This is a genomic window from Achromobacter sp. ACM02 (assembly GCF_014851605.1).
GTDB classification, from domain to species: Bacteria; Pseudomonadota; Gammaproteobacteria; order Burkholderiales; family Burkholderiaceae_B; genus Achromobacter; species Achromobacter aegrifaciens.
Window position 1 is genome coordinate 588,003 of sequence record NZ_JACUZY010000003.1, and the last position, 18,321, is coordinate 606,323.

An 18,321-nucleotide genomic window follows, 5' to 3' on the forward strand; every position below is an offset into this window, starting at 1 on the left:
AGAACTCCTGTGTGCGGCAGAGTAATGGTTGCCTAGAAGGCTTAGATGGGAAGGATACCTTACAGTTCCCTGAAGAATCCAGTTCTGCCTAGGATTAGACCAGAGGCGCGAAATAGGTTCCAGACGGGTCAACCCGGCCTGACGTCCTGCAGCACCCTGGCGACGATGCGCGGCAATTCCGCGTCCATGCGGGCCTGGATCTGTTCGATGGCCTCGGCCAGGGCTTCGCGCATCAGCTGCTCGACCTCGGCCTGAAGGCGGGCGCTCAGGACCGTGGCGTCCGGCGCCGCGGGGGGCGTAGCCAGGACGGCGGCTGCCGGCGGAATGATATCAGGGGACGCATCTGCGTCGTCCGCCACTTCCGTCAGTAGCGGAAAGGCGTCGTCGTCATCACCCTGCGCGCCATCGTCGGCCAGGTCGGTCAACACGGGCATGTCCGCGTCGTGCGGGGACGCCGGCGGGTAGAGCGCGGGCTCGGCCCGCTGGGTCAGGGTAGGGATGCCGGGGTCGGCGTGGCGAGAGGGCATGATGGCTCCCGGGTGATCGAGGTGGCGCGCCGCAAGGCCGGCGCGTTCAGCCGTCCGGCTGCTGGCGGCTGAGGTCGTGGCTTTGCGGCGTGTGGCCCGCGGCCAGGTAGGTCCGCCAGCGCTGGCGGGCGGCCTGCTTGTCGTCGGGGTCGTCCGAGACGATTTCAAGCAGGCGCTCGAAGGCTTCGAAACCCGGAGGGCAGTCGAGGTCCAGGTTCAGCAGCCAGGACGGCTGGGGCTGTCCGCCCTGGCCCGCCGCGGCCGCGGCCTGTTGCGGATCGCCGGCAGTGAGAATTACAGGAGTCTCGCCCGCCAGCGGATCGTTGGCCAGCACGTGCGGCACGAAAGAAGTGTCGTCGAAGGCCCAGAGCATGCGGTCGAACGCGGCCAGCCGGGAGCCATCCCTACAGTACACCACCAGCCGCTGCCCTGCCAGGTAGCGCTTGCGCACCACCTGGCAGGCGGTGCGCAAGCGGTCGGGCGCGCCGAAGGCGAAGTCGATGCGCGTCATGCCGGGTTCCGTTGCTGCCGTTTCAAGCCTGGTCCAGCAGGTACTGCATCAGGAGCGGCACAGGGCGGCCGGTGGCGCCCTTGTCCTTGCCACCGCGCCAGGCGGTGCCGGCGATGTCCAGGTGGGCCCAGCGGTACGAGGTGGCAAAGCGCGACAGGAAGCAGGCCGCCGTGACCGCGCCCGCCGGAGGACCGCCGATGTTGGCGAGGTCGGCGAAGTTGGACTTGAGCTGTTCCTGGTAGGCGTCGTCCATCGGCATGCGCCATGCGGTGTCCAGCGACTGGCGGCCGGCCGCGGCCAGCGCATCGGCCAGCGCGTCGTCCTTGGAGAACAGGCCGCTATTGACGTTGCCCAGGGCCACCACGCAAGCGCCGGTCAGGGTGGCGATGTCGATCACCGCGGACGGCTTGAAGCGTTCCGCGTAGGTCAGTGCGTCGCACAGCACCAGGCGGCCTTCGGCGTCGGTGTTCAGGATTTCGATGGTCAGGCCAGCCATGCTGGTGACGACGTCGCCCGGCTTGTTGGCCTTGCCGCTGGGCAGGTTTTCGCAAGCCGGGATCAGGCCCACCACGTCCAGCGGCAGCTCCAGTTCGGCCAGGGCACGGAACGAACCCAGCACGCTGGCGGCGCCGCACATGTCGTACTTCATTTCGTCCATGGTGGCGGCGGGCTTGAGCGAGATGCCGCCGGCATCGAAGGTGATGCCCTTGCCGACCAGCACGATGGGGCCTTGCGCGCCCTTGGCGGTCTTTTTGGCGGCCTTGTTGCCGGCATGGCGCAGGACGATGAAGCGCAGCGCTTCCTCGGAGCCGCGCGCGACCGACAGGAACGAGCCCATGCCCAGCGCTTCGACCTGCTTGCGGTCCAGCACTTCCACCTTCAGCGACTTGAACTCGCGGGCCAGGCGCTTGGCCGTCTCGCCCAGGTAGGTCGGCGTGCAGATATTGCCGGGCAGGTTGCCCAGCGTGCGGGTCAGGTCCATGCCGTTGGCGATGGCGCCGCCTTCGCGCAGGCCCTTCTGGGCCTGGGCCGCGTCGGCGCGCTCGACGACCTGGACGATCTTCTTGAGCTTGGGACGGGCGTCGCGGTCGGGCTTGCCGAAGCTGGCGTCGTAATGATAGGTGGCGTTGCCGGCTGCGATGGCGGCGCTGCGGGCGCGCGCGATGACAGCCACGTCGGCGATCGGATTGGCGACCAGCGTGGACACGCCTTCAGCCAGCTGCGCCGATACGCAAGCCGCGGCGAAGGCCTGCTCGGCCGAGGCGTGGGCGCGGGCAGAATATTCTTCCTGCTTGCCCAGGCCCACCAGCACCACACGCTGCGCGGACACGCCGGGCAGGTTGCGCAGGGTCAGCGTGGAGCCGGCGCGGCCGCGGAACTCGGCCTTGACCACCGAACGCACCGCGCCATTGGAAGCGCGGTCGATGAGATCGGCGGCGGGGCTCAACACGCCTTCCGCATAGACCCCGACGGCCAGGGCGGCGGTCTTGACTTGGTGCAGGGAAGCAGTGGTCTGTGTGCTAAATTCCATGAGGGTTTCCCGTGTACGTCTGTGTAGAATGCGGTCGATTATCCCGCATATTCTCCCATGTCTCTATTCAAACGCTCTGTCGTCAGCGAGATCACCAGTCACGCTGGCGTTGTCTTTTCCACGTTGCTCATCGTATGGCTCAGCGTGTTGCTCGTGCGCCTGCTCGGTGAAGCAGCGGGCGGCAACATCGGGGCGGACGTCGTGGTGGTGCTGGCCGCGCTGTCGACCATCACCGCATTGCCGACCATTCTCGCGGTCTCCGTCTTCATTGCGGTCCTCACCACCGTCACGCGCAATTACCGTGAATCGGAAATGGTGGTGTGGTTCGCCAGCGGCCTCTCGCTGGCCGACTGGTTCCGGCCGGTGCTGCGCGTCGCCATCCCCGTGGCGCTGGCGGTGGCGGGGTTGACGCTGGTGGCGGCGCCTTGGGCGTACCGCCAGATCGGCGAATACCACGAACGCTTCGAGCAGCGCTCCGACCTGTCCAAGGTCACGGCCGGCCAGTTCGCGGAATCGTCCGGCGGCAACCGCGTGTTCTTCGCCGAAGATCCGCTGGAGCCCAGCGATGAACTGGGCAACGTATTCGCGCGCGAAAATGGTCCCGAATGGCTCAGCGTGCTGACCGCCAGCAAGGCCCATAGCGAAACCATGCCCAACGGCGACCGCTTCCTGGTGCTGGGCGAAGGCCATCGCTATGACCTGAAGCCGGGCACGCCCGAGATCCGGCTGGTGCACTTCGACAAGTACGGCCTGCGCCTCGAAAGCAAGTCGGGCGGCGATCCCGTGGCCGAAGCGCGCGCCAACGCGGAGCGTTCCGCCAAGGCGCGCACGACCTCGCAATTGATTGCGGACAACACCAATAGCAGCTGGTCGCAAGTGATGTGGCGGGTCTCGCTGCCGCTGGCCGCGCTGAACCTGGCGTTGCTGGCGATTCCGCTGGGCGCCGTCAACCCGCGCCTGGGACGTTCGGGCGACCTGCTCATCGCCGGCCTGGTGGGCCTGCTCTACATGAACCTGATGAACCTGTCGCGCGCCTGGATCTCCAACGGCAAGCTCAGCTTTGGCGTGGGCGTGTGGGCGATCCATGCCTTGGTGGCGATGCTGACGGTCTTCCTGCTGATGCGGCGCTTGCGTGTGAAAGCGCCCAAGAACAGCGCCTGACGCCGGCACATCCAACGCCTTGCGGCCCGCCCAGCGCGGGCCGCGGCTTTTTCAGGGCAGGTACTTCATCGTGCCGCCCTTGCCGGCCAGCAGGTCGGCGTTCTTCAGCACTGACTTGCGAATGAACTCCCACAGGGCCGTCACGCGTTTGAGCTTGCGCAGGTCTTCATGGCAGTACATCCAGAACGAGCGCGTGATCTCGACCTCGTCCGCCAGCACGGGCGTGAGCCGCGGGTCCTGCGCGGCGATGAAGCAGGGCAGGATCGCCAGCGACTGGCCCTGCAGCGCGGCGTGGTATTGCGCCACCACGCTGGTGCTGCGCAATACCACCTTGCTGGCGGGCAGCAGGTCTTCCAGATAGCGCAGCCGCTCGCTGAACAGCAGTTCGTCGACGTAGCCGATGAAGGTGTGGTCGGCCAGGTCCGCGCGCTCGCGGATTGGCGGATGGCTGGCCAGATAGCCGGGCGTGCCGTACAGGCGCAGCGTGTAGTCGCACAGCTTGCTGCACACATAGGGGCCGCGCTGGGGGCGCTCGATGGTGATGGCCAGGTCGGCTTCACGCTTGGACAGGCTGACAAAGCGCGGCACCGGCAGGATGTCCAGCGTGATGTGCGGATAGCGCCGCTGGAAGTCCGCCGCCAACGGCGTCAGCACATAGCTGCCGAAGCCCTCGGTGGCGCCGATGCGCAAGTGCCCCGACAGCGCCTGGCCGATGCCCGACAGGTTTTCGCGGGCGGAATGCACCGTGGTCTCCATCTGTTCGGCATGGACGAACAGGCGCTGGCCGTCTTCGGTCAGCACGAAGCCCGCGCCGCGCGACTTTTCGAATAGCAGGGTGTCCAGCTCAGCTTCCAGCGCGCGGATGCGCCGCGACACGGTCGTGTGCTCGACCCCGAGCTTGCGCGCCGCGGCGCTCACCCGCTGGGTGCGGGCCACTTCGAGGAAATATCTCAGGCTGTCCCAATCAAGCACTTTCCGGCTCTCCAGGCCCGGCTGCGCGCTGCGCCGCCGGGAAAATTTTGCTTGTGCATGAATGCACAAGGAATGTGCATTTCTAGTGTTGCTTGTTGATTTTCACACATCTACACTGGGTCGGCGGGCTTGGGGCCTGTAGCCAGGCTCTCCGGGGCCTGAACCCCGGGACCGCAGGCCGCGTAGACGGCGCCATAACGAATAAAACTCAGGAGACAAATCCATGAAATTGCACGCACGCGGGCTGGCCGTAGGCTTGTGTCTGGGCGCCGCATTGGTCGGCCAGGCGCAGGCGGCGGATAAGCCGCCAGTGAAGATCGGCATTCTGACGGACATGTCTGGCACCTACGCCGGCATGGGTGGGCCTGGTTCGGTGGCGGCGGCGCAGTTGGCCATCGACGACTGCCTGGCCGCGGAATGCAAGGGCATGAAGATCGAGCTGGTGTCCGCGGACAACCAGAACAAGGCCGACGTGGGCGCGGCCAAAGCGCGCGAATGGTTCGACCGCGACGGCGTCACCGCCATTGCCGACCTGACCAATTCCGCGGTGGCGCTGGCGGTGCAGGGCATTGCGCGAGAAAAGAACAAGGTGGTGATGTTCTCCGGTCCCGCCACCACGGCGCTGACCAACAAGGAATGCTCACCGGTGGGATTCCACTGGATGTTCGATACCTACTCGCAGTCCGCGGGCGGCGCCAAGGCCACGGTGAAGGCAGGCGGCAAATCCTGGTACTTCATCACCGTGGACTACGCCTTCGGCCACTCGCTGGAAGCCGACACGGCCAAGGCCGTGCAAGCGCTGGGCGGCACCGTCGCCGGCAGCGTGCGCCATCCCCTGAACGCGCCGGACTTCGCGTCCTACCTGCTGCAGGCGCAGGCCTCCAAGGCCCAGGTCGTGGCGCTGGCCAACGGCGGCCAGGACACGGTCAACGCGGTCAAGCAAGCGCGCGAATTCGGCATCGTGGCCGGCGGCCAGCGCCTGGTCTCGTTGCTGATTTTCCTGTCGGACCTGCGCGCGCTGGGCCTGGAAAGCGCCCAGGGCCTGTCGTACGTGGACGGCTTCTACTGGGATTACGACGACGCCACGCGCCAGTGGTCCGGGCGCTTCGAGAAAGCGTTCCGCGGCCTGAAACCCACCATGACGCAGGCCGGCGTGTACTCCAGCGTGCGGCACTACCTGCGCTCGGTCGCCGCTTCCGGCAGCACCGACGGCAAGGTGGTGGCCGACAAGATGCGCGCGCTGCCCATCGAGGATCCGATCATGCGCAACGCGTCCATCCGTCCCGACGGCCGCGTGATCCACGACATGTACCTGTATGAAGTGAAAAAGCCGTCCGAGTCCAAGGGCGGTTGGGACTATTCCAAGCTGGTGGCCACCATTCCGGCCGCCGAAGCCTTCCAGCCGCTGGCGGATTCGAGCTGCCCGCTGGTCAAGAAGTAAACCCGGGGCGCCGGCAGGCCCTTGCCGCCGGCGCCTCACCATCCATGTATGCGGATTCCATCCGCATCGACCATGCAGTGTGAGGAGCATCAAATGAGTGAAGTCCCCCGCGTTCCGCTATTGATCGGCGGCAAGCTCGTGCAGTCCAAAACCACCGAATGGCGGGACGTGATCAATCCCGCTACCCAGGAGGTCGTTGCCAAGGTGCCCTTCGCCACGCGCGAAGAACTGGACCTGGCCGTCTCCAACGCCAAGGAGGCTTTCAAGACCTGGCGCAACAGCGGGCAGGGCGCTCGCATGCGCGTCATGCTGAAGTTCCAGGAACTGCTGCGCGCCAATACCGGCAAGCTGGCCGAAATGATTACCCGCGAGCACGGCAAGACCCTGCCGGACGCCGAGGGCGAAGTCGGCCGCGGCCTGGAAGTGGTGGAGCACGCATGCTCCATCGCCAACCTGCAGCTGGGCGAGTACGCCGAGAATGCCGCTTCCGGCATCGACGTCTACACGCTGATCCAGCCGCTGGGCGTGTGCGCGGGCATCACCGCGTTCAACTTCCCGGTCATGCTGCCTTGCTTCATGTTCCCGATCGCCGTGGCCTGCGGCAACACCTTCATCCTCAAGCCTTCCGAGCAGGATCCGACGTCCTCGCTGTTCCTGGCGCAACTGGCGCTGGAAGCCGGCCTGCCGCCGGGCGTGCTGAACGTGGTGCACGGCGGCCCGGAAACCGCCAACGGCCTGTGCGAACACCCCGACATCAAGGCGGTCTCGTTCATCGGTTCGACCCGCGTCGGCACCGAGATCTACAACCGTGCCTCCGCCGCCGGCAAGCGCTGCCAGTCCATGATGGGCGCCAAGAACCACTGCGTGATCCTGCCGGACGCCGATCCCGAGGTCGCGCTGAACCAGCTGGTGGGCGCCGCCTTCGGCGCGGCCGGCCAACGCTGCATGGCCTCGTCCGTGGCCGTGCTGGTGGGCGAAGCCCGCAACTGGCTGCCTGACTTCGTCGAACGCTCGAAGAAGCTCAAGGTCAATTCCGGCATGGACCGCGAAGCGGATCTCGGCCCTCTCGTTTCGCCCAACGCCAAGAAGCGCGTCGAAAGCCTGATCCAGAAGGGCGTGGACGAAGGCGCCAAGCTGCTGCTGGACGGCCGCAGCCTGAAGGTCGCCGGCTTTGAGCAGGGCAACTTCGTGGGCCCGACGATTTTCGACGGCGTCACCGAAAACATGACCATCTACACCGAGGAAATCTTCGGGCCGGTCCTGTGCGTGGTGGGCGTGGAAACGCTGGAGGACGCGGTTGCGTTCATCAACCGCAATCCCAACGGCAACGGCGTGGCGCTGTTCACCCAGGATGGCGGCGCGGCGCGCTACTTCCAGAACAACATCGACGTCGGCCAGGTCGGCATCAACGTGCCGATCCCGGTGCCGGTGGCCTGGTTCAGCTTCACCGGCTCGCGCGGCTCCAAACTGGGCGACCTGGGTCCCAATGGCAAGCAGGCCGTGCAGTTCTGGACGCAGACCAAGACCGTCACGGCGCGTTGGTCGGCCCATGCCAAGAGCGTGAACACCACGATCTCGATGCGCTGAACTGGGGACGCCTTGCATGTAAGCTTATATAAATAAGTTATATAACAAGGCGTCCTTATTACTTATAATTGGCCCGTCTAACAGGGGCCAATTCATGAACCTGCAGCAATTTCGTTTTGTCCGCGAAACCATCCGGCGCGACTTCAACCTGACCGAAGCCGCCAGGATGCTCTATACCTCGCAGCCCGGCGTCTCCAAGGCGATCATCGAGTTCGAGGACGAACTGGGCATCAAGATCTTCGAACGGCACGGCAAGCGCATCAAGGGGCTGACCAAGCCCGGCCTGGCGGTGTCGCAGGTCATCGACCGCATCATGCGCGAAGTGGACAACCTGAAGAAGGTCAGCGACGAGTTTGCGCGCCGCGACGAAGGCGGCCTTGTCATCGCTTGCACCCACACTCAGGCGCGCTATCTGCTGCCGCGCGTGATTCCCGCGTTCCGCAAGCAATTCCCCAAGGTGCACCTGTCGCTGGCCGAAGGCAGCCCCGCGCAACTGGCCGAAATGGTGCTGCATGAGCAGGCCGACCTGGCCCTGGCGACGGAATCGCTGGCCTTGACGCCGGGCCTGGCGACCTTGCCGGTCTATGCCTGGGAACACACCGTGGTGGTGCGCCCGGACCATCCCCTGGCCGAACTGACCTCCAGCGCCGCCAAGCGCCTGTCGCTGGCGCAGCTGGCCGAGTATCCCATCGTGACCTACGACCGCGCCTTCACCGGCCGCAGCACCATCGATGAGATCTTCGCCAACCAGGGTATCCACCCCGACATCGTGCTGGAAGCCATCGATGCCGACGTCATCAAGACCTATGTCGATGTGGGCCTGGGCATTGGCATCATCGCCGGCGTAGCCTACGATCCGCGCCGCGACAGCAACCTGGTGGGCCTGCCGGTGGGCCATCTGTTCGGCACGCATACGACCCGCGTCGGCGTGAAGGCAGGCGTGTTCCTGCGTGACTACGTCTACACCTTCCTGGAGATGCTGGCGCCTTCGCTGACCCGCGCGGTGGTGACCGAAGCGGTGCAGGGCACGCCCAAGTAGGCATCCGTTTCACGGGGGGCGAGAGGCGCGGCGTCATTGGGCGGCGCGCCTTTTTTCTTGATGCGTCGCGGTCCGCGCTATCCCCTTTCATGGGCTCATAAAAATAATTAAATAAGAACTGATCTCATTTGAGTTGACTAAAAAATAGGAATCATTATCATTACATCCAGTCTCAACGACCCAGTGAGGTTCATCATGACGGCAGGATTAAGTGCAGTGGTAGTGGGCGCCGACCGCCTTGGCAACATCCCGGATCTGCTCAAAGGACACAATATTTCGATCACGCACCACATCAGCGGGCGTGATCCCTCGCATCAAAAGAAGACGTTGCAACTGCCTTCGGGCACCCAGCTGGTCATCCTGCTGACCGACTTCCTGGGCCACAACGTCATGAAAACCTTCCGCAACGCCGCGCAACGTGGCGGCATCCGGGTCGTCGCTTGTCGGCGTTCGGTATGCAGCATGCAGCAGGCCCTGCAGCAATGCGGCCTGTGCCAGCGGGCTGGCTCTGTGCACTGAAGACACGGTCTGCCGCCGCCAAACAAAAAACTGGGGAGGCCGAAACGGCCTGCGGCCCAAAGCGCCGCGAAGAGATGGAAAAACGCCGCCGGACTGGAAAGTCCGGCGGCGTTTTGCTTGTAGCGGGGAGAGCCTGGCGGCTATCCTGGGAATGTGTCAGTTGGAGGCGCGGGCGGACGCCATCAGGCTGTTGTCCAGGCGGCGCGCGCCGTTGTAGCGCTTGGACCAGTAGGCCATGGTCATGTTTTCGACGCGGACCACGCCGCCAGCGCTGGGCGAGTGCACGAAGCGGTCGTCGCCCAGGTAGATGCCCACGTGCGAGTAGCGGCGGCCCAGCGTATTGAAGAAGACCAGGTCGCCGGCCTTCAGTTCGTTCTTGGCGACCGAGACGCCTTGCTGCGCCATCTCGGCGGCGTTGCGGGGCAGCTTCAGGCCCAGCGAACGTTCGGCGGTGTAGGTCACCAGGCCGCTGCAGTCGAATCCGGTATCGGGGGAATTGCCGCCGAAGCGGTAGCGGATGCCCAGATGGTTCAGGGCTTCGCTGACCAGGGCGTTGTCGCTGCTGACGCCGGAGTGGGTCTTCTGGCGTTCGCGCTTGAATTTCTGGCTTACCAGTACGCCGATGGGATCATCGGAGGTGGCGACCCATTCCGTCTCGTAGGGGTCAATCTCGGACGTATGGGCGGTTGACTTTTGATTTGTAGCGGCACAACCTGCCAGACCCACCACGCATGCAACCAACGCCAGCAAGCGCAGACCGCGAGTTGCTTGGCCGGAGGATGAATTCAGTCTCGCGTGGTTGGAGTGTCGATGCATGCGCCTGGGGGTGATTTGCAGATAACGGCAAAAAACACGGAATTCGCCGTGAATGTGGCCGAGATGTCAGCAAAATCAACATTGTTCTACAACTTCGCGGGGATTCTACCAAACTTTTAAGACCAGTTAGTTACGAAACTGGCCTTAATGTCCATGCAGCGTGGACATTTGGTAGAACATTTTGACTTGCGGCAAGCCTCGTGCAAGGTTTGCCTACCAGAATGACCGAAGGATCAGAGAAGAAATCAATCAGCCTTAAGGCCTAAGAAAGATAACAGGAGACATAAATGCAAAAAACCCGGGATTTCCATTACCGCTCGATACATGACCGCGACGCGTTCTGGCGGGAAGAGGCCGGCCGCATCCACTGGGAGACGCCCTTCGAGTCCGTGCTGGACTTCTCCCGGCCGCCGTTCGCCAAGTGGTTCACGGGCGGGCGCACCAATCTCTGTTACAACGCCGTCGACCGCTGGCTGCCGACCCAGGCCGAAACGCCGGCCCTGATCTGGGTGTCCACCGAGGTCGACCGCGAGCGCGTCTACACGCGCCAGGAAATGTACGAAGAGGTCAACGCCGCCGCTGCCATGCTCAAGGAGCTCGGGGTGGGGCGCGGCGACCGGGTGCTGCTGTACATGCCCATGGTGCCGGAAGCCGTGTTCACCATGCTGGCGTGCGCGCGGATCGGCGCGGTGCATTCGGTGGTGTTCGGCGGCTTCGCCTCGGTCAATCTGGCCCAGCGCATCGACGACGCGGCGCCCAAAGTGGTGGTCTGCACCGACGGCGGTTCGCGCGGCGGCAAGGTCGTGCCCTACAAACCGCTGCTGGACCGTGCCTTGGCGCTGGCCAAGACGCCGCCGGCCTCGGTGGTGGTGTTCGACCGCGGCCTGGCGCCGTTCGAACCCGTCGCAGGACGCGACCTGGATTACGAGACGCTGCGCCAGCGCCACCTGGGCGCGCGGGTGCCGGTGGAATGGCTGGAGTCCTCGGAGCCCAGCTATATCCTCTATACCTCCGGCACCACCGGCAAGCCCAAGGGCGTGCAGCGCGATACCGGCGGCTATGCCGTGGCGCTGGCCTCGTCCATGGAATACCTGTTCGACGGCCGCGCCGGCGACACCTTCTTCTGCACCAGCGACATCGGCTGGGTGGTGGGCCATTCGTACATCATCTACGGCCCCCTGATCGGCGGGCAGGCGACGGTGCTGTATGAAGGCACCCCGGTGCGTCCGGACGGCGCCATCCTGTGGAAGCTGGTGGAGCAGTTCGGCGTCAACACCCTGTTCTCGGCGCCGACCGCGGTGCGCGTGCTCAAGCGCCAGGATCCGGAGCTGCTCAAGCGCCACGACCTGTCCTCGTTGCGTGCGGTCTATCTGGCGGGCGAACCGCTGGACGAGCCGACCGCGCAATGGATCTCGGGCGGCCTGGGCAAGCCCATCATCGACAACTACTGGCAGACGGAATCGGGCTGGCCGATCCTGTCGGCCCAGCCTGGCGTGGAAAAGGTCCCGACGCGCTTCGGCAGCCCGTCGTTCCCGGTATATGGCTTTGACGCGCGCATCGTCAGCGAGTCCACGGGCGAGGATCTGGGACCCGACCAGAAAGGCGTGGTGGCCATCGTGCCGCCGCTGCCGCCGGGCGCCATGTCCACCATCTGGGGCGACGACGAGCGCTTCGTGCAGACCTACTTCACCTCCATTCCCGGCCGCCAGGTGTATTCGACCTTCGACTGGGGCCTGGTGGATGCCGACGGCTACTGGTTCATCCTGGGGCGCACGGATGATGTGATCAATGTGGCGGGCCACCGGCTGGGCACGCGCGAGATCGAGGAATCCGTCAATAGCCACAACGCGATTGCCGAATGCGCGGTCGTGGGCGTGGCGGACTCGCTCAAGGGCCAGGTTGCGATGGCGTTCGCCGTGCTCAAGAATCCCGCCGGAGCCGAAACCGAGGAAGGGGCAAAGCGCCTGGAAGGCGATATCATGCGGCTGGTGGAAGAGCAGCTGGGAGCGGTGGCTAGGCCCGCCAGGATCCGGTTCGTGGGCGCATTGCCCAAGACCCGTTCCGGCAAGGTCCTGCGCCGCGCGATCGTCGCGGTATGCGAAGGACGCGATCCCGGCGATCTGACCACCATAGAAGATCCCACCGCCCTGGAACAAATAAAGGAGTCGCTGCAATGAATACCAAGCCCGTGCTGAGCGCCGAAGACGTCAAGAAGATTTTGGCTGCGGCCGAAGCACACGCCCTGCAGAACAAGTGGGCCGTCACGATCTCCGTGGTCGATGACGGCGGCCATCTGCTGGGCATGCTGCGCCTGGACGGCGCGGCTCCGATTTCGGCGCACATCGCGCCGGCCAAGGCCAAGACCGCGGCGCTCGGCCGCCGCGAGTCGCGCGTCTACGAGGAAATGATCAACAACGGCCGCGTTTCGTTCCTGTCGGCCCCCTTGATCGACGGCCTGCTGGAAGGCGGCGTGCCGGTCGTGGCCGATGGCCATGTGGTCGGCGCGGTCGGCGTGTCGGGCGTGAAGTCGAGCGAAGACGTGCTGATCGCTCAAGCTGGCATCGCCGCCCTGGGCCTATGAGCCACGGCGAGCCGTCGGATGCGCCGGCCGGCGCATCCGCGCAGAACGCCGGGGCAGGGGGCGACGGCCCCCTGAATCCCGGCGTGGCCAAACGCGAGGTCTGGGCCTGGGCCATGTACGACTTCGCCAATTCCGGCTACACCACCGTGATCCTCACGGCGGTGTTCAGCACCTATTTCGTCGGTGTGGTCGGCGGGCGCGCGCCCTGGGCCACGCTGGCCTGGACCGCGGCGCTGTCGCTGTCCTATCTCCTCATCATGCTGACCATGCCCACGCTGGGCGCCCGCGCCGATGCGCGCGCCAGCAAGCGCCGCCTGCTGTTTTCGAGCACGGTGGGTTGCGTGGCCGCTACGCTGGTGCTGACGCAGGCCGGGCCCGGGGACGTCTGGCTGGCGCTGGCCGCCATCGTCATTTCCAACTACTGCTATTGCGTCGGCGAATCCGTGGTCGCGGCCTTCCTGCCGGAGCTTGCGCGGCCCTCCGCGCTGGGCCGCGTTTCGGGCTGGGGCTGGAGCTTCGGCTATTGCGGCGGCATGCTCACGCTGGGCTTGTCGCTGGTGGTCGTGACGCTGGCCGAGGGGCGTGGCGAGACGGCCGAGCATTTCGTGCCGTGGGTCATCGTGGTCACGTGCGCGGTGTTCGCGCTGGCGGCGCTGCCGTCCTTCTTCCTGCTGCGCGAACGCGCGAAGCCGCAGGCCGGCAAGCAGGAGGCGCTGCACATGCTCAAGCGCCTGGCCTATGCCTGGCGCGAAACCGGGCAGCATTTTCCGGAGTTCCGCCGCCTGCTCATGTGCATCGCCTGCTACCAGGCGGGCATTTCGGTGGTGATCACGCTGGCCGCGGTCTATGCCTCGGAGGTCATGGGCTTTACCACGCCGCAGATCATGCTGCTGGTGTTCACCGTAAACATCGGCGCGGCGGCCGGCGCATTTTCGTTCGGCTACGTGCAGGACCGCATCGGCCACAAGCCGGCGCTGGCCCTGACGCTGTGCGGCTGGATCGTGATGGTGCTGGTGGCCTACGCCGCCGTGACCGCGCCCGTGTTCTGGATCGCGGCCACGTTGGCCGGGCTGTGCATGGGCACCACGCAGAGCGCGGGCCGCGCCATGACCGGCGCGCTGGCGCCCGCCGGCCGGCTGGCAGAGTTCTACTCGCTGTGGACCTTCGCGGTGCAACTGGCCGCGGTGATCGGTCCGCTGACCTACGGCCTGGTGACCTGGGCCACGCACGGCAACCACCGGCTTGCGATCCTGGTGACCGGCCTGTTCTTCGTGGGCGGCCTCATCCTTTTGTCGCGCGTGGACGTGAAGCGCGGGCTGGAACGGCGCGCCGCCTGAGGCGCGCGGTTCGCGCAGGCTGCTATCCTTATGGACTGTCCGGTGCCGCCGCGTCGAGAGCGCGGCGGCACGCCTTGATTACCCGGCGCCGGCCTTGCGCCGCGGGCTCCGGCCCGCATTTTGCGTAAGGTGCCCGTAAGAGCGCGGCGATACGGTTGCGGTTGGGTAATGAACAAGCGGCACAAACAAACAGAATTACCGATTGGAGACAAAGATCATGTCGAACGCTATTGAGTCCGTACTGGTGGAAACCCGGGTGTTCCCGCCGCCCGAGCGCGCAGCAGAAGGCGCCGCGATTCCCAGCATGGAGGCCTACAACGCGCTGTGCGCGCAGGTCGAAAACGATTTCGACGGATTCTGGGCCGGGCAGGCGCGCGACAACCTGCAGTGGACCAAGCCGTTCACGCAGGTCCTGGACGAATCGGACGCGCCGTTCTACCGCTGGTTCGGCGATGGCGAATTGAACGTGTCGGCCAACTGTCTGGACGTGCACCTGACCAACGGCAATGCCGACAAGACCGCCATCATCTTTGAAACCGACGACGGCAAGGTCAACAAGGTCAGCTACCGTGAACTGCTGGCGCGCGTCTGCCGCTTCGCCAACGGCATGAAGGCGCTGGGCTACAAGAAGGGCGACCGCGCCATCATCTACATGCCCATGTCGATCGAAGCCGTGGTGGCCATGCAGGCCTGCGCGCGCCTGGGCGTGACGCACTCGGTGGTGTTCGGCGGCTTCTCGGCCAAGAGCCTGCAGGAGCGCATCATGGACGTGGGCGCGTCCCTGGTCATCACCGCCGACGAGCAGGTGCGCGGCGGCAAGACCATACCGCTGAAGCCCGCGGTCGAAGAAGCCTTCACCATGGGCGGCTGCGAGGCCGTGAGCAAGGTCATCGTGTACCGCCGCACCGGCGGCAAGGTGCAATGGAACGAAGGCCGCGACCTCTGGATGCACGACGTCGAAGCCGGCCAGCCCGACACCTGCGAACCCGTGCCGGTCAACGCCGAGCATCCGCTCTTCATCCTCTATACCTCCGGCTCCACCGGCAAGCCCAAGGGCGTGCAGCATTCCTCGGCGGGCTACCTGCTGTGGGCGCTGCTGACGGTGAAGTGGACCTTCGACGCCCGCAAGGACGACGTGTACTGGTGCACGGCCGACGTGGGCTGGGTCACCGGCCACACCTACATCACCTACGGTCCGCTGGCCGCCGGCCTGACGCAGGTGGTGTTCGAAGGCGTGCCGACTTATCCCAACGCCGGCCGCTTCTGGGACATGATCGCGCGCCACAAGGTCACCACCTTCTACACCGCGCCCACCGCGATCCGCTCGCTGATCAAGGCCGCCGAGGCCGCGCCCGAAGCGCATCCGCAGAACTACGACCTGGACAGCCTGCGCATCATCGGCACGGTGGGCGAGCCCATCAATCCCGAAGCCTGGATGTGGTACCACAAGAACATCGGCCGCGAACGTTGCCCCATCGTGGACACGTGGTGGCAGACCGAGACCGGCGGCCACATGATCACGCCGCTGCCTGGCGCCACGCCGACCAAGCCGGGTTCCTGCACCTTGCCGCTGCCGGGCATCGCCGCCGCCATCGTCGACGAGACCGGCGGCGACGTGGAGCAGGGCAATGGCGGCTTCCTGGTCATCAAGCGTCCGTGGCCCGCCATGATCCGCAACATCTGGGGCGACCCGGAGCGTTTCAAGAAGAGCTACTTTCCCTCGGAACTGCGCGGCTACTACCTGGCCGGCGACGGCGCGCAGCGCGATGCCGACGGCTATTTCTGGATCATGGGCCGTATCGACGACGTGCTGAACGTGTCCGGCCACCGCCTGGGCACGATGGAAGTCGAGTCCGCGCTGGTGGCGCACGAACTGGTGGCGGAAGCCGCGGTGGTGGGCCGTCCGGACGACACGACGGGCGAAGCCGTGGTGGCCTTCGTGGTGCTCAAGCGTTCGCGTCCGGAAGGCGAAGAGGCGCAAGCCATCGCCAAGGTGCTGCGCGACTGGGTGGCCAAGGAAATCGGCCCCATCGCCAAGCCCAAGGACATCCGCTTCGGCGACAACCTGCCCAAGACCCGCTCGGGCAAGATCATGCGCCGCCTGTTGCGCGTGGTCGCCAAGGGCGAGGAAATCACGCAGGACGTTTCCACGCTGGAGAATCCGGCCATCCTGGATCAGTTGGCCAAGTCGCTGTGATCCTTCCCGTCCACTTGATGGACGGGAACGGCCCGCCTGCGGCCTCCGCGGGAGGCAAGGCAGGCGCATAATGTCATACGCCCGTATCGGAATCGCCGGTACGGGCGTATTTGCTTTTTCGCGCCCAGAATTTTTTCCCACGGAGCCGTGCCAGTGAGCCGCAGCAGTTTCGATCGAGCAGGGCTAGCCCTGATGTTCAGCACCATCCTGGTCTGGGCGGGCAGCTGGATCGCGATGAAACTGATCGTTCCCTACATCGGTCCCTTCGACTTCGTGGCGCTGCGCTACGTTTCGGGCGGCCTGGTGCTGTTCGCGCTGGCCATCGCAATGCGGCGGCCGCTGGCGATGCCGCCCTGGAAGCTGACATTGCTGATCGGCCTGACGCAGACGGCCGGATTCCAGGGGTTTGTACAGACGGCGCTGGTGTCGGGCGGCGTGGGCAAGGTCTCGCTCATGGCGTACACGATGCCGTTCTGGGTGATCCTCTTCGCGTGGTGGCTGCTGGGCGAACGTCCCACGGCGCGGCATGGGGTGGGCATTGCGCTGGCCGCCATCGGGCTGGTCTGCTTCGTCGAACCCTGGAACGGCCTGGGCGATATCCGGCCCGTGTTGCTGGGGCTGGGCAGCGGCCTGTGCTGGGGCGTGGGCACCGTGCTGTCCAAGCGCATGTTCGAGCGGCACGCGCCCGATGTGATGACATTCACCGCCTGGCAGATGCTGCTGGGCGGACTGGTCATGACGCCGGTCGCCTTTCTGGTGCCGCAGATGCCGGCCCAGTGGGGCTGGCAGCTTTGGGCCGGCATGGCCTACATCGTGCTGATCGCGACCGCCGCGGGCTGGTTGTTGTGGCTGCTGGTGGTGCGACTGGTGCCGGCGTCGATCGCAGGCCTGTCCAGCCTGGGCGTGCCAGTCGTGGCCATGCTGTTCGCCTGGGCGCTGCTGTCCGAGCAGCCTACCGCGGCTGAGCTGGGCGGCATGGCGCTGATCCTGGCCGGCATCTGGGTAGTGAGCCGCGCGGCGCCGGCGGCGCGCGCCGAATAAGCGCTTTCCATATTCCTTTTCCTATCCTGGGATTTTCCATGATCGATCTGCGTAGCGACACAGTCACCCGGCCATCCGCAGCCATGTTGCAGGCCATGGTCTGCGCGCCCCTGGGCGATGACGTGATGGGCGATGACCCGACCGTGATCCGCCTGCAGGAGGCGGTTGCCGAGCGCACGGGCAAGGCGGCCGGGCTGTTTTTCCCCTCTGGCACGCAAAGCAATCTGGGGGCTCTGATGGCCCATTGCGAGCGCGGCGACGAGTACCTGGTGGGCCAGCTTGCGCACACCTATAAGTACGAAGGGGGCGGGGCGGCCGTGCTGGGCAGCATCCAGCCGCAGCCCATAGAACATGCGGCGGACGGCTCCTTGCCGCTGGACAAGTTGACCGCGGCGCTCAAGCCCGAGGGCGACGCGCATTTCGCCCGCACCCGCTTGCTGGCGCTGGAGAATACTTTCCACGGAAAGCTGATTCCGGCCAGCTACGTGCAGGCCGCGACCGACTGGGCGCGCCAGCATGGCCTGGCGACGCATCTGGACGGCGCCCGCGTGTTCAACGCGGCCGTCGCCAGCGGCAAGCCGGTGGCGGACCTGTGCGCGCCTTTCGACACGGTGTCCATCTGTTTTTCCAAGGGCCTGGGCGCGCCCGTGGGGTCGGTGCTGGTCGGCAGCGTCGAACTCATCGCCCGCGCCCGCCGCTGGCGCAAGATGCTGGGCGGCGGTTTGCGCCAGGCTGGCGTGCTGGCCGCGGCCTGCCTGTATGCGCTGGAGCACAACGTGGAGCGCCTGGCCGAAGACCACGAGAACGCCCGGCTGCTGGCAGAAGGGCTGCGCGCCATTCCGGGCGTAAAGGTATTGAGCCAGGACACCAACATGGTGTTCGCGGAATTCGAACCCGCGCGCTGCGATGAACTCACCGCCAAGCTGGCGGCTGACGGTATCCAGATGCGGGCTGTGTATGGCGGCCCGACCCGCCTGGTCACGCACCTGGACGTGTCCGCCGCGGACGTGCGGCAGGTGGTCCAGGCGGTGACCCGGCACCTGGCATAAGCGGGGCGGGCG

General features: G+C 65.8%; 16 protein-coding genes. 11 read left to right on the forward strand and 5 right to left on the reverse strand.

Translation table 11 applies throughout. The features are described 5' to 3' along the window. Window positions 1–128 precede the first annotated feature (128 nt). From IB258_RS11600 to IB258_RS11610, 3 genes are read right to left on the reverse strand one after another with little or no spacing between them, the layout of a single operon-like run. On the reverse strand, window positions 129–527 hold the full coding sequence (locus tag IB258_RS11600) for a hypothetical protein (protein WP_192329941.1): 399 nt from the start codon (window positions 525–527) through the stop codon (window positions 129–131). Between the two features lie 46 nt (window positions 528–573). Beyond that, on the reverse strand, window positions 574–1,038 hold the full coding sequence (locus tag IB258_RS11605) for a DNA polymerase III subunit chi (protein WP_119450966.1): 465 nt from the start codon (window positions 1,036–1,038) through the stop codon (window positions 574–576). A gap of 22 nt (window positions 1,039–1,060) precedes the next feature. Then, window positions 1,061–2,569 (reverse strand): leucyl aminopeptidase, encoded by a 1,509-nt coding sequence (locus tag IB258_RS11610; RefSeq protein WP_054450650.1) that lies wholly within the window; start codon window positions 2,567–2,569, stop codon window positions 1,061–1,063. A gap of 57 nt (window positions 2,570–2,626) precedes the next feature. Between IB258_RS11610 and lptF the strand changes: the two genes are divergently transcribed. After that, window positions 2,627–3,730 carry an LPS export ABC transporter permease LptF gene (lptF, locus tag IB258_RS11615; RefSeq protein ID WP_054450652.1) on the forward strand — a complete coding sequence of 368 codons (1,104 nt, stop codon included), beginning with the start codon at window positions 2,627–2,629 and terminating at the stop codon, window positions 3,728–3,730. 51 nt (window positions 3,731–3,781) lie between these two features. Here the strand turns inward: lptF and IB258_RS11620 are convergent, their stop codons facing one another. Beyond that, window positions 3,782–4,702 carry a LysR family transcriptional regulator gene (locus IB258_RS11620; RefSeq protein ID WP_192352604.1) on the reverse strand — a complete coding sequence of 307 codons (921 nt, stop codon included), beginning with the start codon at window positions 4,700–4,702 and terminating at the stop codon, window positions 3,782–3,784. A 223-nt stretch (window positions 4,703–4,925) separates the two neighbouring features. On the opposite strand from IB258_RS11620, the gene IB258_RS11625 reads away from it, so the two are divergent. From IB258_RS11625 to IB258_RS11640, 4 genes are all read left to right on the forward strand, one after another. Further along, window positions 4,926–6,143 carry an ABC transporter substrate-binding protein gene (locus tag IB258_RS11625; RefSeq protein ID WP_054450656.1) on the forward strand — a complete coding sequence of 406 codons (1,218 nt, stop codon included), beginning with the start codon at window positions 4,926–4,928 and terminating at the stop codon, window positions 6,141–6,143. A 93-nt stretch (window positions 6,144–6,236) separates the two neighbouring features. After that, window positions 6,237–7,730 carry a CoA-acylating methylmalonate-semialdehyde dehydrogenase gene (locus tag IB258_RS11630; protein ID WP_054450658.1) on the forward strand — a complete coding sequence of 498 codons (1,494 nt, stop codon included), beginning with the start codon at window positions 6,237–6,239 and terminating at the stop codon, window positions 7,728–7,730. A gap of 94 nt (window positions 7,731–7,824) precedes the next feature. Beyond that, on the forward strand, window positions 7,825–8,769 hold the full coding sequence (locus IB258_RS11635; protein WP_054450660.1) for a CysB family HTH-type transcriptional regulator: 945 nt from the start codon (window positions 7,825–7,827) through the stop codon (window positions 8,767–8,769). A 195-nt stretch (window positions 8,770–8,964) separates the two neighbouring features. Further along, window positions 8,965–9,288, forward strand: a complete 324-nt coding sequence (locus IB258_RS11640) for a DUF2325 domain-containing protein (protein WP_054451313.1) — start codon at window positions 8,965–8,967, stop codon at window positions 9,286–9,288. Between the two features lie 156 nt (window positions 9,289–9,444). Here the strand turns inward: IB258_RS11640 and IB258_RS11645 are convergent, their stop codons facing one another. Next, on the reverse strand, window positions 9,445–10,104 hold the full coding sequence (locus IB258_RS11645; protein WP_054450662.1) for a C40 family peptidase: 660 nt from the start codon (window positions 10,102–10,104) through the stop codon (window positions 9,445–9,447). 287 nt (window positions 10,105–10,391) lie between these two features. Between IB258_RS11645 and IB258_RS11650 the strand changes: the two genes are divergently transcribed. From IB258_RS11650 to ltaE, 6 genes are all read left to right on the forward strand, one after another. Then, a complete protein-coding gene (locus IB258_RS11650) occupies window positions 10,392–12,281 on the forward strand; it encodes a propionate--CoA ligase (RefSeq protein ID WP_054450664.1) in 1,890 nt (629 codons plus the stop codon). Next, window positions 12,278–12,685 carry a heme-binding protein gene (locus IB258_RS11655; RefSeq protein ID WP_054450667.1) on the forward strand — a complete coding sequence of 136 codons (408 nt, stop codon included), beginning with the start codon at window positions 12,278–12,280 and terminating at the stop codon, window positions 12,683–12,685. Before IB258_RS11650 ends, IB258_RS11655 begins: the two co-directional genes overlap by 4 nt. Beyond that, window positions 12,682–14,022 carry an MFS transporter gene (locus IB258_RS11660; protein WP_175161935.1) on the forward strand — a complete coding sequence of 447 codons (1,341 nt, stop codon included), beginning with the start codon at window positions 12,682–12,684 and terminating at the stop codon, window positions 14,020–14,022. Before IB258_RS11655 ends, IB258_RS11660 begins: the two co-directional genes overlap by 4 nt. Before the next feature lie 217 nt (window positions 14,023–14,239). Beyond that, complete coding sequence (gene acs / locus IB258_RS11665) at window positions 14,240–16,219, forward strand: acetate--CoA ligase (protein ID WP_054450671.1); 1,980 nt, start codon at window positions 14,240–14,242, stop codon at window positions 16,217–16,219. Window positions 16,220–16,372: 153 nt separating this feature from the next. Continuing rightward, the gene (locus IB258_RS11670) at window positions 16,373–17,260 is read left to right on the forward strand and encodes a DMT family transporter (protein ID WP_119450963.1); all 888 of its coding nucleotides are present in this window, start codon (window positions 16,373–16,375) and stop codon (window positions 17,258–17,260) included. Window positions 17,261–17,298: 38 nt separating this feature from the next. Further along, window positions 17,299–18,309, forward strand: coding sequence for a low-specificity L-threonine aldolase (gene ltaE, locus IB258_RS11675; protein ID WP_119450962.1), 1,011 nt, complete (start codon window positions 17,299–17,301; stop codon window positions 18,307–18,309). The last annotated feature ends 12 nt before the right edge of the window (window positions 18,310–18,321 follow it).

What these genes read in the sequence shown, in the direction of transcription:
- IB258_RS11600 (WP_192329941.1), bottom strand. Translation starts at nt 527, where the DNA reads ATGCCCTCTCGCCACGCCGACCCCGGCATCCCTACCCTGACCCAGCGG.
- IB258_RS11605 (WP_119450966.1), bottom strand. Translation starts at nt 1,038, where the DNA reads ATGACGCGCATCGACTTCGCCTTCGGCGCGCCCGACCGCTTGCGCACC.
- IB258_RS11610 (WP_054450650.1), bottom strand. Translation starts at nt 2,569, where the DNA reads ATGGAATTTAGCACACAGACCACTGCTTCCCTGCACCAAGTCAAGACC.
- lptF (WP_054450652.1), top strand. Translation starts at nt 2,627, where the DNA reads ATGTCTCTATTCAAACGCTCTGTCGTCAGCGAGATCACCAGTCACGCT.
- IB258_RS11625 (WP_054450656.1), top strand. Translation starts at nt 4,926, where the DNA reads ATGAAATTGCACGCACGCGGGCTGGCCGTAGGCTTGTGTCTGGGCGCC.
- IB258_RS11630 (WP_054450658.1), top strand. Translation starts at nt 6,237, where the DNA reads ATGAGTGAAGTCCCCCGCGTTCCGCTATTGATCGGCGGCAAGCTCGTG.
- IB258_RS11635 (WP_054450660.1), top strand. Translation starts at nt 7,825, where the DNA reads ATGAACCTGCAGCAATTTCGTTTTGTCCGCGAAACCATCCGGCGCGAC.
- IB258_RS11640 (WP_054451313.1), top strand. Translation starts at nt 8,965, where the DNA reads ATGACGGCAGGATTAAGTGCAGTGGTAGTGGGCGCCGACCGCCTTGGC.
- IB258_RS11645 (WP_054450662.1), bottom strand. Translation starts at nt 10,104, where the DNA reads ATGCATCGACACTCCAACCACGCGAGACTGAATTCATCCTCCGGCCAA.
- IB258_RS11650 (WP_054450664.1), top strand. Translation starts at nt 10,392, where the DNA reads ATGCAAAAAACCCGGGATTTCCATTACCGCTCGATACATGACCGCGAC.
- IB258_RS11655 (WP_054450667.1), top strand. Translation starts at nt 12,278, where the DNA reads ATGAATACCAAGCCCGTGCTGAGCGCCGAAGACGTCAAGAAGATTTTG.
- IB258_RS11660 (WP_175161935.1), top strand. Translation starts at nt 12,682, where the DNA reads ATGAGCCACGGCGAGCCGTCGGATGCGCCGGCCGGCGCATCCGCGCAG.
- acs (WP_054450671.1), top strand. Translation starts at nt 14,240, where the DNA reads ATGTCGAACGCTATTGAGTCCGTACTGGTGGAAACCCGGGTGTTCCCG.
- ltaE (WP_119450962.1), top strand. Translation starts at nt 17,299, where the DNA reads ATGATCGATCTGCGTAGCGACACAGTCACCCGGCCATCCGCAGCCATG.